The following is an 11,985-nucleotide window of genomic DNA, read 5'->3' as shown; positions in this document are numbered from 1 at the left end:
ATCACCGATCTTCCCGGTCGTTATCTTGCGGAAAGTCATCGAGAAACGATGGAGCTTTCAGAACGATTCGGCCGCATCCGCCGATTGGCCTTAGTTCGATGTGGTCTAGCATCACCCGAAAGTCAGCACGTTTCTTAGGAACGACACTCGAAATATAATCTCTCTCTCGCAAAATAATCTTTTCCGCTGGTGAGAGCTGATTGATGTACCGTTGCGCGTCGTCAAGTGCAGCCTCGGCTGCCGATAGTCTACGAAACGCTTCCGATAGGTGTTCTGATAATTGTGCGGCGAATCCTGGGCTGCTGTTGAACGAAAGAAACAGACGAGATTCGATCTCTTCGCGAATGGTTATGCCTTTGGCTGCAGCTTCGTTCGCGAGTTGATGGTTTAGGTCCTCATTCATCTTGAGGCCGTCAGAACTGTCATCAAAGAACTTGTAGCCGGCCTCTCCCATCGGTGTGTTACTTCTAAAACTGTTTGCCAGCCGATGGACGATTTCCGCGTTCATTGACCGTCCGGACTCGTTCGCTGCGAATTTGATGTCGTCTCGCATCCCTTCGGGAAGGCGCAGCATGAATTTGTCGCTCTCGCGGCCGGTAGTGGATGTCATGAGGTCACTATGAACAGAGGGTGTAAGTCACCGTGACGCAATTCAACAATTGACGCAATGAAGTCACCGTGACATAAAACGGATGGTGTCACGGTGACGCTGTAAGGGAGTCAATCATGCAATCCGCTCAAGCTGCACTCAGGTTTCAGCTTCGCATGCCGGATGCTGTGCGCGAACGGATACAGAAGCTCGCTGCGCAAAACCGGCGATCACTAAATGCTGAGATCATCTACCGACTCGAGAAGGCAATTTCCGAGACGGATGAAAACAAAAAAGCCGACGCGGAGTAGGACCCGCGTCGGCTTTTCTAACCTTAGAAAGGTCATGTTATGCACATCGAAGTTACAACAAAAGCAGCTGAGGGCGCAAGCGCCTCAGGCGCGATTCGTCGTCGAGCTTTTATTGCCGGCGCTGGTGCGTCGGCGCTCCTGCCTGAGCCGGTAGCGGCGGTGCAGCCGTTGGAAGCGCTTCGCGATCGATATCAACGGCAACTCGCAGACCTCAGTGAGACCCTTAGAGATATGTACCCTGCCTGCCCTAGGGTCAGTGCCAAGATGATCATGAGAGAAGAAGTCAGCGACTATATTCTTATGGTTGTCGGCTCGCCGGAAAAGGGGCGGACATGATGCGTAGTGAGAGCGAGTTTTACGACCTGGTTAAACAATACAAGGTCTTGCTGGCGCATTATAACGCGAGTTGGGAGGACGGGACGGCCGCTGAAACAAGGGAGTTCGAGCTTGCGACTGTTTCGAACGAACTCATGGTATTCCCGTGCTCGACGGTCGATATGATGGTTCGCAAAGTTACGTTCATCCTTTCCGACGAGAGGATCGTTGACTGGCTGGGATATGACAATGGCGGCGCGGTACGTGCACTGCTCTCTTCGTTCATGTGCCTGAAAGAAGGTGCGTGACGTGGCCGCATCGAGCCTTCGCGAACTTTCGATTCCGCGATTTGCGTTACGGCGGGATGAGGCTGCGGCCTCGCTCGCAATCTCTCCCTCGCTCTTTGATAATTGGGTGGGGGAGGGCAAGATGCCGAGAGGGCGCAAGATCGGCGGTGTCACGCTGTGGGACGCCGAGAGCGTGCGTGCCGCCTGGCTGGCGCTGGTCGATATCGAGCATTCTTTGGAGGATGACGGCGAAAACCCGTTTGACCGCATGGTGGTCTGATGAAAACGGAACTTCGCTACCTTGTCCACGACCCCGACAGGCGCGGGACCGATCGATATTACGTGCGGCTGCGCATCGGCGGCCTCATGAAGAAAAAGCGCATCCGCCAGCAATTCAAGGACGCCTCCGGTGAAATCACCAAGGATTTCATGGTGGCCTATTGGGCTGCGCTAGCTGAGTTGCGAGGCATGGTGCCAGCCGAGAAAAAGACCGTGCTGCGCGAAGACACCTTCGACTGGCTTTTCGATCAGTACTATCGATCGGCAGCCTTTAAGAGGCTCGATCCATCGACGCAAAAAGACAAGCGCAGCGTTATTGACCGGTTCGCGAAAACCGCCGGCGGGCTGCCGTATAAGAAGTATCGGCGTGAGGATATGGAGAAGAGCCAGCAAGCCCGCTCCGACACTCCTGGCGCGGCTGATAAGTTGGTGAAGGTTCTGCGGGCCGCTTTCAACTGGGCGATCCAGCAGAAACCGGCGCTCATGGCGCACAATCCGGCGGTAGGCGTGGAGTCGATCAATAAGAAGAAATCCGGCTTCCATACGTGGATGCCGGCCGAGATCGACATTTTTCGCGCTCATTGGCCGGTCGGGACAGTTCCGCGACTGGCTATGGAGGTGATGATAACGATCGGTGCACGGCGATCGGATGCCGCTACTATCGGGCCGCGCCATGAGTTCGTAAAGGATGGCGAGCGGTGGTTGCGCTTCACCGCGCACAAGGGGCGCAATCGCTATCCTGTCGAGATCGAGGCGCGGCTCACGTCGGAGCTGATCGAGGCGATCGACAGGACCGAGGTTGGCGCTCAGAGCTACATTATCAGTGCAAAGAAGACCGCCTATACAATCGAGAGCTTTGGTAATGCGTTCTCTCGCTGGTGCGGGGAGGCGGACTTGCCGCACTGTTCTGCTCACGGCCTGCGGAAGGCTGCAGCGGTAGCGTACGCGGAGAGCGGCGCGACGGCACCCGAGTTGATGGCCGTGTTTGGTTGGTCAAATCTCAGGACGGCTCAAATCTACATCGAAAAGGCGGAAAAGCGGCGGATGCGGACTAATGCATTCGAGCGCCGCGCCGCTTATGAGAAACAGAAAAGTGTCTCACTTTTGGCGGCGGAAAAGCCGAATGAGACAAACGGGGTAAATGATGGTTAGAAATCAATGTGTATTTGGGGGGATGGTGGGCGATGACGGACTCGAACCGCCGACATCCTCGGTGTAAACGAGGCGCTCTACCAACTGAGCTAATCGCCCGTCCGCGTTACGGAGCATGTCCGCCGCGTCGGTGGGCGTGATCTATGCGGATCGCGAAGAAACCGCAAGAGCCTTTCGCAGAAATTCTGAAATTTTTGCTCCCTGTGGATGGTTGCGGCGCCTCAGTCATGGAAACGTGCGCACCTTCATTGTTTTGTCTTGAAACCTGCTTGACACCTGATCCCGAACCTCTTAGTTAGCCGCTCATCCGAGGCGGTCGAGGCCGCACGGACGAGGCCTTGGCCTCAACGAAATGCGCGGGTGTAGCTCAGTTGGTTAGAGTGCCGGCCTGTCACGCCGGAGGTCGCGGGTTCGAGCCCCGTCACTCGCGCCATTCGTTCCTCGATTACCGATGTTTCCCAAGGGAATGCCGGTTCTGCCGCAAGGCAATATGCGCGGGTGTAGCTCAGTCGGTTAGAGTGCCGGCCTGTCACGCCGGAGGTCGCGGGTTCGAGCCCCGTCACTCGCGCCACTTCTTTCTTTCCTCCGATCCAATCGATACTTCAGTGAGCGGCCACACCGCTGCCGTTTCGTTGCTGCCAGATGGTGTGTCGCACTATATCTGCTGCTTCCGGGGAGGGGGAGATCTCTCAGCCGGGATTGGTGCGGCCGATCGTCCCGAATTTGTGCGGGGAGGTGACCGCAGGAGGCCGAAGGCGGGATGGGAATTTCCGTCGCGCGAGTCGTCCGGCCCTTTGTCTGTCGCCTATATTCAATGTCGCTCCTGTGCGGTGCCGTGGCGTAAAACTCAATCCTTTCAAATGCGAAGCGTTTTCCGGTGCATCTGTGTCGTTTCGGCGCGAAATCGCGAGTCTAAATCTCTTGCGTCTATGCGTGCGCTGCGGTAGTCACACGCCAATTGCAATGCTCGTTCGCTTTGCCCGCGCATTGTTGATAGAGCGCCGCCTGGCGCTGCCGACAAGCAGGGATCGACTACAATGAGTGAACTTCTCACTTCCTATATCCCGATCGCGATCTTTATAGGAATCTCGCTCGTGATCGGACTGGCTTTGCTGATTGCGCCGTTCGCGGTTGCCTACAAGGCTCCCGATCCGGAGAAGCTTTCGGCTTTTGAATGCGGCTTCAATTCGTTCGACGATGCGCGCATGAAGTTTGATATCCGGTTTTATCTGGTGTCGATCCTGTTCATTATTTTCGACCTCGAGGTCGCCTTCCTGTTTCCCTGGGCCGTGTCCTTCGGTGAGATCGGCTGGTTCGGCTTCTGGTCGATGATGGTATTTCTCGCTGTCCTGACGGTCGGCTTCATCTATGAGTGGAAGAAAGGAGCGCTGGAATGGGAGTAGTCGATCACGGCAACACCCTCGTTGCGCCGCAGCCCAAGGGTATCCTGGATCCGAGCACCGGCAAGCCGATCGGTAGCGACGACAAGTTCTTTGGCGAAATCGACGGCGAACTCGCCGACAAGGGTTTTCTGGTCACGTCGACCGACGAACTCATTACCTGGGCACGTACCGGCTCGTTGATGTGGATGCAGTTCGGTCTTGCCTGCTGCGCCGTCGAGGGGCTGATGCAGGTTTCGGGTCCACGCTATGACATGGAGCGTTTCGGTGTCGCGCCGCGTGCATCGCCGCGCCAGTCGGACGTCATGATCGTTGCCGGCACGCTTACCAACAAGATGGCGCCTGCGCTTCGCAAGGTCTATGACCAGATGCCGGAGCCGCGCTACGTCATCTCCATGGGTTCCTGCGCCAATGGTGGCGGCTACTACCACTATTCCTATTCGGTGGTGAGGGGCTGCGATCGGGTCGTGCCTGTCGACATTTACGTGCCGGGCTGTCCCCCCACGGCAGAGGCATTGCTCTACGGCGTGCTTCTGCTGCAGAAGAAGATCCGCCGCACCGGCACGATCGAACGCTGAGGGCGAGGACAAGACATGAGCGAAGCCCTGAGAGAGCTTTCATCCTATATCGCCGAAATGCAGCCGCAGTTGGTTGCCTCGTCGGAGATCCAACACGGTGAACTGACGCTGACGACCGCGCCGGAGCACATTATCGCGCTGCTGACGTTCCTGAAGGATGACGTGCAGTGCGGCTTCATCAGCATGATCGATATATGCGGTGTGGACTGGCCGGTGCGCGAGAAGCGTTTCGATGTCGTCTATCACCTGTTGTCGCCGCGCCAGAATCAGCGCATCCGCATCAAGCTGATGCTCGCGGAAGACGAGTCCGTCCCGTCAGCCACCTCTGTCTACATGGGGGCCGACTGGTTCGAGCGTGAAGCATGGGATCTGTACGGCATTCCGTTTGCCGGGCATTCGGACATGCGCCGGCTCCTGACCGACTACGGGTTCGAAGGTCATCCGCTGCGCAAGGATTTCCCGACGACCGGCTTCGCCGAAGTGCGATACGACGACAATCTCAAGCGTGTCGTCTACGAGCCTGTGGAGCTTCGTCAGGAATTCCGCAATTTCGATTTCCTCTCTCCGTGGGAAGGGACCGACTACGTCCTTCCCGGGGATGAGAAGGCGAAAGTCTAGGATCCGGCGAGTAGGCCGAATCCCGCATTTCTTTCCGCCGGCGCGGCCTGATGCCCGCCTTGGAGCCAGCAATGACTGAACATAACGTCCGCAACTTCACGATCAACTTCGGCCCGGAGCACCCGTCCGCGCACGGCGTTCTGCGTTTGGTTCTCGAACTGGATGGCGAAATCGTCGAGCGCGTCGATCCGCATATCGGCCTGCTTCATCGCGGCACCGAGAAGCTGATGGAGACCAAGACCTATCTCCAGGCGCTGCCCTATCTCGATCGGCTCGACTACGTCGCGCCGATGAACCAGGAGCATGCCTACTGTCTTGCGGTAGAAAAGCTGCTCGGCATCGAGATTCCGATCCGGGGCCAGTTGATCCGCGTTCTCTATTCCGAAATCGGGCGCATTCTCTCCCACATCATGAACGTCACGACCCAGGCCATGGACGTCGGTGCAATGACGCCGCCCGTGTGGGGTTTTGAAGAGCGTGAAAAGCTGATGGTTTTCTACGAGCGTGCGAGCGGCGCTCGTATGCACGCAGCCTATTTCAGGCCCGGCGGCATCCATCAGGACATCCCCACCGAACTGGTCGAGGATATCGGCAAGTGGTGCGATGCGTTCCCGAAGGTTCTGGACGATATCGAAGGCCTGCTGACCGGCAACCGTATCTTCAAGCAGCGCAACGTCGATATCGGCGTCGTGAAGCTCGAGGACGCCTGGGCATGGGGCTTTTCGGGCGTCATGGTGCGCGGTTCGGGCGCTGCCTGGGACCTGCGCAAGTCTCAGCCCTACGAATGCTACGCCGATCTCGACTTCGATATTCCGATCGGCAAGAACGGCGACTGCTACGATCGCTACCTGATCCGCATGCTCGAGATGCGCGAATCGGTGAAGATCATGAAGCAGTGCATCAGCCGTTTGCTTGGCGATGCCAAGGTCGGCCCGGTCTCGTCGCTGGACGGCAAGGTTGTTCCGCCCAAGCGCGGTGAAATGAAGCGTTCGATGGAAGCGCTGATCCACCACTTCAAGCTCTACACGGAAGGCTATCACGTGCCCGCCGGGGAAGTGTACGCAGCCGTGGAAGCCCCCAAGGGGGAATTCGGCGTGTACCTGGTTTCCGATGGCACCAACCGGCCTTATCGCTGCAAGCTGCGGGCGCCCGGGTTCGCGCATCTTCAGGCGATGGATTTCCTTTGCAAGGGACATCAGCTCGCCGACGTGACTGCGGTCCTCGGCTCGCTCGACATCGTTTTCGGCGAGGTAGACCGCTGATGGCCCGCGCAATCGCAACTACAGGCGCTGCTGTCGGGCAGTGCGGTTCCAAGACTGATAAGGCGTAAGAAGAATGTCCGTTCGTCGACTAGCCGAAGACAGTGTGCAACCAACGGCATTCGCCTTCAATGACGAGAATGCCGTCTGGGCCGAGGCCACAATCCGGAAGTATCCGGAAGGCCGCCAGCAATCCGCCGTGATTCCGCTTCTGATGCGGGCCCAGGAGCAGGATGGCTGGGTAACGCGGGCCGCGATCGAGCATATGGCTCAGAAGCTCGACATGCCCTATATCCGCGTCCTGGAAGTGGCGACCTTCTATACACAATTCCAGCTGAAGCCGGTCGGCACGCGCGCCCACGTTCAGGTGTGCGGCACAACGCCCTGCATGCTGCGCGGATCCGACGAGCTGATCCGCGTTTGCAAGAGCAAGATCCATCCGGACCCTCTTCATCCCAACGCCGAGGGCACGCTGTCCTGGGAAGAGGTTGAATGTCAGGGCGCCTGCGTCAACGCGCCGATGGTCATCATCTTCAAGGATGCCTATGAGGATCTGACGCCGACGCAGCTGGAGCATATTATCGACCGCTTCGAAGCCGGCAAGGGTCATGAAATCACGCCCGGCCCGCAGATCGATCGTCATTTCTCGGCCCCGGTCGGTGGTTCGACGACGCTGACGGAAGAGATCAAGCCGGTGCGGACCAATCTGGAGCCGAAGCCAACGGCGGAAGAAGCCGCAGCGGCCGCTTCGGTCCCGCCTGTCGAGGCGGCACGTCCGAAGGACACCGCGCCGGAAGCCGATCCGTCCATCAAGACGCCGCTGACCGACAAAGCGGGTGCCAAGAAGCAGGCGAAGGCCGCCGAAAAGCAGCCGCTGTCTGCAACGACTTCGACCCCGAAGCCGGACCGCAAGCGCAAGGGCAGCGCCGCCGAAGGCGCGCCGGCCGAGGCAGGCGAAGTGACCGGTGAGGCCAAGCCGAAGCGGACGCGGAAGAAGACGACGCCGGAAGGCGACGCTTCTTAAGGAATGTAAGTTATTTTGCAGCCATCGAATTTGGCTGCATGATGCACATCAATGGCCGGCAGAAGGTGTCGGCGGACCGGTGGAATAGATCATGCTAAAAGACCAGGATCGCATCTTTACCAATATCTACGGTCTCAAGGACAAGTCCCTGAAGGGCGCGATGAGCCGCGGCCACTGGGACGGTACCAAGCAGATCATCCAGAAGGGTAGAGACTGGATCATCGAGGAGATGAAGGCGTCCGGCCTGCGCGGCCGGGGTGGCGCGGGCTTCCCGACGGGTCTCAAGTGGTCCTTCATGCCGAAGGAATCGGACGGCCGTCCGCACTATCTCGTGATCAATGCAGACGAGTCCGAGCCTGGCACATGCAAGGACCGGGAGATCATGCGCCACGATCCGCATACGCTGATCGAAGGCTGCGTGATTGCCGGTTTCGCCATGGCCGCCCACACGGCCTACATCTATGTGCGCGGCGAATACATGCGCGAGCGCGAAGCATTGCAGGCGGCGATCGACGAATGCTATGACGCAGGCCTCCTCGGCAAGAACAACAAGCTCGGCTGGGACTTTGATATCTACGTCCACCATGGCGCCGGTGCTTACATCTGCGGCGAGGAAACCGCGCTGCTCGAAAGCCTCGAAGGCAAGAAGGGCCAGCCGCGCCTCAAGCCCCCATTCCCGGCCAACATGGGCCTCTATGGCTGCCCGACGACCGTCAACAACGTCGAGTCGATTGCTGTTGCGCCGACGATCCTGCGTCGCGGCGCCGGCTGGTTCTCCTCGATCGGCCGCCCGAACAATGTCGGCACCAAGCTGTTCATGATCTCCGGTCACGTCAACAAGCCGTGCACCGTGGAAGAAGCCATGGGCATCCCGTTCCGCGAACTCATCGACAAGCATGCCGGTGGCATCCGTGGCGGTTGGGACAATCTGCTGGCGGTCATCCCCGGCGGCGCATCCTGCCCGATCATCAGGGGCGAGGACATGGACGACGCGATCATGGACTTTGATGGCATGCGCGACAAGAAATCGTCCTTCGGCACCGCGGCGATCATCGTCATGGACAAGTCGACGGATGTCATCCGCGCTATTGCGCGCCTGTCGGCTTTCTTCAAGCACGAGAGCTGCGGCCAGTGCACGCCGTGCCGCGAAGGCACCGGCTGGATGTGGCGCGTGATGGAACGCATGGTCACCGGCAACGCCCAGAAGCGCGAAATCGACATGCTGTTGCAGGTATCGAAGCAGATCGAAGGTCACACGATCTGCGCTCTCGGCGATGCTGCGGCCTGGCCGGTACAGGGCCTGATCCGCAACTTCCGTCCGGAAATCGAAGCACGCATCGACCGCTACACCCACAACGCGATGGCGCATGGCGCCGTCATGGAAGCAGCGGAGTAACGACTTGGCAAAGCCGGCGACAGTGGGTGGGGATAGGACGACGGCGGACCAGCCGGCGACCGATTCCGCGCGCTTTGCCGAAGCCTTGGCGATGAACCCGCTGCTGGCGCAGTCGGCCGCAGCAATGGCCGCCGCGACAGCGATCGGCCTGAGCATCACCGGGCAGTTTGCCAATGCTTTCTTCGGAGCGCTGCAAGGCGCACTGGAGACGTCGAACCGGTGGAGTGGTGGTGAGCCGGACGTCAGGGCTGACGTGCCTGCCGGGACGGGTGCGAAAGCACCGGCCCCTGAAGCCGCACCGATTGGGACGGAAAGCCCGAAGGCTCGCCGGAAGAAGGCTGTCGCCTCCGACGTCGCGCAGGCTCCGGCAAAGGGCGGGGGCAAGGCGCAGCCCAAGGCCGCAACCAAGCCGAGGTCGGTACGAAAGATTGCCGTTGGCAATGCTGCTGACGATCTCAAGCAGATTTCGGGCATCGGTCCCAAGCTTGAGAAGATGTTGAACGAACAGGGGGTTACCCTCATCAGTCAAATCGCAGCGTGGAGCGAGGCGGAGATCGAGAAGTTCGACCAGGTACTGACCTTGGATGGACGCATCGAGCGAGATGATTGGGTAGGCCAGGCCAGGAAACTGGCTGAATAGAGAATTTTCTCCGGCTGCCGCCGAGGGAATTGAACACAGGACTTAAGTGATACGATGGCAAAGCTGAAGGTTGACGGCAAGGAAATCGAGGTTCCGGATCATTTCACGCTGCTTCAGGCGTGTGAGGAAGCCGGCGCCGAGGTTCCGCGGTTCTGTTTCCACGAGCGTCTGTCCGTTGCGGGTAACTGCCGCATGTGTCTGGTCGAAGTGAAGGGTGGCCCGCCGAAGCCGGCTGCTTCCTGCGCCATGGGTGTGCGCGACGTTCGCGGCGGCCCGAACGGCGAGCTTCCGGAAGTCTTCACCAATACGCCGATGGTCAAGAAGGCCCGCGAAGGCGTGATGGAGTTCCTGCTCATCAACCACCCGCTGGATTGCCCGATCTGTGACCAGGGCGGCGAGTGCGACCTCCAGGACCAGGCGATGGCCTTCGGCATGGACGAGTCGCGCTACACGGAAAACAAGCGCGCGGTCGAGGACAAGTATATCGGCCCGCTCGTGAAGACCGTGATGAACCGCTGCATCCACTGCACGCGCTGCGTCCGCTTCACGACGGAAGTGGGCGGCATTTCCGAACTCGGCCTGATCGGCCGCGGTGAGGACGCCGAGATCACCACCTATCTCGAGCATGCCATGACCTCCGAGCTTCAGGGCAACGTCGTTGACCTCTGCCCGGTCGGCGCGCTGACCTCGCGCCCGTTCGCCTTCACTGCGCGTCCATGGGAACTGAACAAGACGGAATCGGTCGACGTGATGGATGCGGTCGGCTCCGCAATCCGCGTCGATACCCGTGGCCGCGAAGTGATGCGCATCATGCCGCGCGTCAACGAGCTGGTGAACGAGGAATGGATCTCCGACAAGACCCGCTTCATCTGGGACGGCTTGAAGACCCAGCGCCTCGACCGGCCTTATGTCCGCCGTGATGGCCGTCTGCAGGCCGCAAGCTGGGGCGAAGCCTTCGCCGCGATCAAGGTTGCCGTCGCTTCGACGAGCGCCGACAAGATCGGTGCGATCGCAGGCGATCTTGCCGCTGTTGAAGAAATGTACGCTCTGAAGGAACTGATCCGTTCGCTCGGCTCGGAAAACCTCGACTGCCGCCAGGATGGCGTGGCACTCGATCCGTCGCTGGGTCGCGCAAGCTACATCTTCAATCCGACTATCGAAGGTATCGAGCGCGCCGGCGCACTTCTGTTGATCGGCGCCAACCCGCGCCTCGAAGCTGCTGTGCTCAACGCGCGCATCCGCAAGCGCTGGCGTCGTGGCGACTTCCCGATCGGTGTGATCGGAGAGGGCGGCGACCTGCGCTACGGATACGAATACCTCGGAGCCGGTCCGGACACGCTTGCCGAACTCGCATCCGGCAAGAACGGCTTCGTAGAAAAACTGCGTGGCGCAAAGAATCCGATGATCATCGTAGGGCAGGGGGCTCTGACCCGTCCGGACGGTGCAGCGATCCTTGCCGCCGCGGCACAGCTCGCCGGTTCGGTAGGTGCCCTGACGGAAGAGTGGAACGGTTTCGGCGTGCTTCACACGGCAGCAGCCCGCGTCGGCGGCCTCGATCTCGGTTTCGTTCCGGGTGAGAATGGTGCGAACGCCGGCACGATGCTGGCTCGCATGGATGTGCTCTTCCTGCTCGGTGCCGACGAGATGGACTTCTCCGCCAAGGGCGCGAAGTTCACCGTCTATATCGGCAGCCATGGCGATGCCGGTGCCCACCACGCCGACGTCATTCTTCCGGCTGCGGCCTATACGGAAAAGTCCGGCACCTGGGTCAACACCGAAGGTCGCGTTCAGATGGGCAATCGCGCCGGCTTTGCGCCTGGCGAAGCCCGCGAGGATTGGGCCATTATTCGCGCCCTTTCCGACGTTCTCGGCAAGAAGCTGCCGTTTGATTCGCTCTCGGCTTTGCGCGCAAAGCTCTATGACGCCTATCCGCATTTCGCCGATCTCGACGAGATCGCACCGGGCAATGTCACTGAAACCGCTGCCATGGGGCAAAAAGCCGGTGACATGAACAAGTCTGGATTTGCGTCGCCGATCAAAGACTTCTATTTGACGAACCCGATCGCACGGGCGTCGGCCGTGATGGCCGAATGCTCGGCACTGGCCCGCAACAATTTCCAGGCTGCGGCGGAGTAAC

The 11,985-nt window shown here is 59.6% G+C and carries 13 protein-coding genes, 3 tRNA genes and 1 pseudogene; 15 read left to right on the top strand and 2 right to left on the bottom strand.

Annotated elements, in window-relative coordinates; translation table 11 throughout:
• Window position 1 precedes the first annotated feature (1 nt).
• Window positions 2-610, bottom strand: coding sequence for an Arc family DNA-binding protein (locus tag LH464_RS04885; protein WP_226785245.1), 609 nt, complete (start codon window positions 608-610; stop codon window positions 2-4).
• A gap of 116 nt (window positions 611-726) precedes the next feature.
• Here LH464_RS04885 and LH464_RS24785 point away from each other — a divergent pair, with 116 nt between their 5' ends.
• From LH464_RS24785 to LH464_RS04860, 5 genes are all read left to right on the top strand, one after another.
• Window positions 727-900 carry an Arc family DNA-binding protein gene (locus LH464_RS24785; RefSeq protein WP_226785244.1) on the top strand — a complete coding sequence of 58 codons (174 nt, stop codon included), beginning with the start codon at window positions 727-729 and terminating at the stop codon, window positions 898-900.
• A 39-nt stretch (window positions 901-939) separates the two neighbouring features.
• Complete coding sequence (locus tag LH464_RS04875) at window positions 940-1,236, top strand: hypothetical protein (RefSeq protein WP_226785243.1); 297 nt, start codon at window positions 940-942, stop codon at window positions 1,234-1,236.
• A complete protein-coding gene (locus LH464_RS04870) occupies window positions 1,233-1,523 on the top strand; it encodes a hypothetical protein (protein WP_226785242.1) in 291 nt (96 codons plus the stop codon). The genes LH464_RS04875 and LH464_RS04870 overlap by 4 nt, the downstream gene beginning before the upstream one ends.
• A gap of 1 nt (window position 1,524) precedes the next feature.
• Entirely contained in the window at window positions 1,525-1,782 is a 258-nt protein-coding gene (locus LH464_RS04865; RefSeq protein ID WP_226785241.1) for a helix-turn-helix transcriptional regulator, read from the top strand.
• A gap of 62 nt (window positions 1,783-1,844) precedes the next feature.
• Window positions 1,845-2,933 carry a tyrosine-type recombinase/integrase gene (locus LH464_RS04860; RefSeq protein ID WP_226785240.1) on the top strand — a complete coding sequence of 363 codons (1,089 nt, stop codon included), beginning with the start codon at window positions 1,845-1,847 and terminating at the stop codon, window positions 2,931-2,933.
• Between the two features lie 23 nt (window positions 2,934-2,956).
• On the opposite strand, the gene LH464_RS04855 is transcribed toward LH464_RS04860, so the two are convergent.
• Window positions 2,957-3,032 (bottom strand) — tRNA-Val (locus LH464_RS04855).
• A gap of 257 nt (window positions 3,033-3,289) precedes the next feature.
• Here LH464_RS04855 and LH464_RS04850 point away from each other — a divergent pair.
• The 10 genes and pseudogenes from LH464_RS04850 to nuoG all read left to right on the top strand — a co-directional run bounded on the left by LH464_RS04850 (window position 3,290) and on the right by nuoG (window position 11,984).
• Window positions 3,290-3,366: transfer RNA gene (locus LH464_RS04850), tRNA-Asp, on the top strand.
• A 61-nt stretch (window positions 3,367-3,427) separates the two neighbouring features.
• Window positions 3,428-3,504, top strand: a tRNA-Asp gene (locus LH464_RS04845).
• A 466-nt stretch (window positions 3,505-3,970) separates the two neighbouring features.
• Window positions 3,971-4,336 (top strand): NADH-quinone oxidoreductase subunit A, encoded by a 366-nt coding sequence (locus LH464_RS04840; protein ID WP_226785239.1) that lies wholly within the window; start codon window positions 3,971-3,973, stop codon window positions 4,334-4,336.
• Window positions 4,327-4,911, top strand: a complete 585-nt coding sequence (locus tag LH464_RS04835; protein WP_226785238.1) for a NuoB/complex I 20 kDa subunit family protein — start codon at window positions 4,327-4,329, stop codon at window positions 4,909-4,911. Before LH464_RS04840 ends, LH464_RS04835 begins: the two co-directional genes overlap by 10 nt.
• A gap of 15 nt (window positions 4,912-4,926) precedes the next feature.
• Window positions 4,927-5,529 carry an NADH-quinone oxidoreductase subunit C gene (locus LH464_RS04830; RefSeq protein ID WP_226785237.1) on the top strand — a complete coding sequence of 201 codons (603 nt, stop codon included), beginning with the start codon at window positions 4,927-4,929 and terminating at the stop codon, window positions 5,527-5,529.
• Window positions 5,530-5,600: 71 nt separating this feature from the next.
• Window positions 5,601-6,791 (top strand): NADH-quinone oxidoreductase subunit D, encoded by a 1,191-nt coding sequence (locus tag LH464_RS04825; protein ID WP_226785236.1) that lies wholly within the window; start codon window positions 5,601-5,603, stop codon window positions 6,789-6,791.
• Between the two features lie 73 nt (window positions 6,792-6,864).
• Window positions 6,865-7,797, top strand: a pseudogene (nuoE, locus tag LH464_RS04820) (NADH-quinone oxidoreductase subunit NuoE); the annotation flags it as partial.
• Between the two features lie 106 nt (window positions 7,798-7,903).
• On the top strand, window positions 7,904-9,208 hold the full coding sequence (nuoF, locus tag LH464_RS04815; protein ID WP_226785234.1) for an NADH-quinone oxidoreductase subunit NuoF: 1,305 nt from the start codon (window positions 7,904-7,906) through the stop codon (window positions 9,206-9,208).
• Between the two features lie 4 nt (window positions 9,209-9,212).
• Window positions 9,213-9,848 (top strand): 5' DNA nuclease, encoded by a 636-nt coding sequence (locus tag LH464_RS04810; protein WP_226785233.1) that lies wholly within the window; start codon window positions 9,213-9,215, stop codon window positions 9,846-9,848.
• 54 nt (window positions 9,849-9,902) lie between these two features.
• Window positions 9,903-11,984 (top strand): NADH-quinone oxidoreductase subunit NuoG, encoded by a 2,082-nt coding sequence (gene nuoG, locus LH464_RS04805; RefSeq protein ID WP_226785232.1) that lies wholly within the window; start codon window positions 9,903-9,905, stop codon window positions 11,982-11,984.
• Window position 11,985 lies beyond the last annotated feature (1 nt).

Source organism: Pseudorhizobium xiangyangii, from assembly GCF_020531965.1.
GTDB classification, from domain to species: Bacteria; Pseudomonadota; Alphaproteobacteria; order Rhizobiales; family Rhizobiaceae; genus Neorhizobium; species Neorhizobium xiangyangii.
This window is presented reverse-complemented; position numbering and strand designations above follow the sequence as displayed.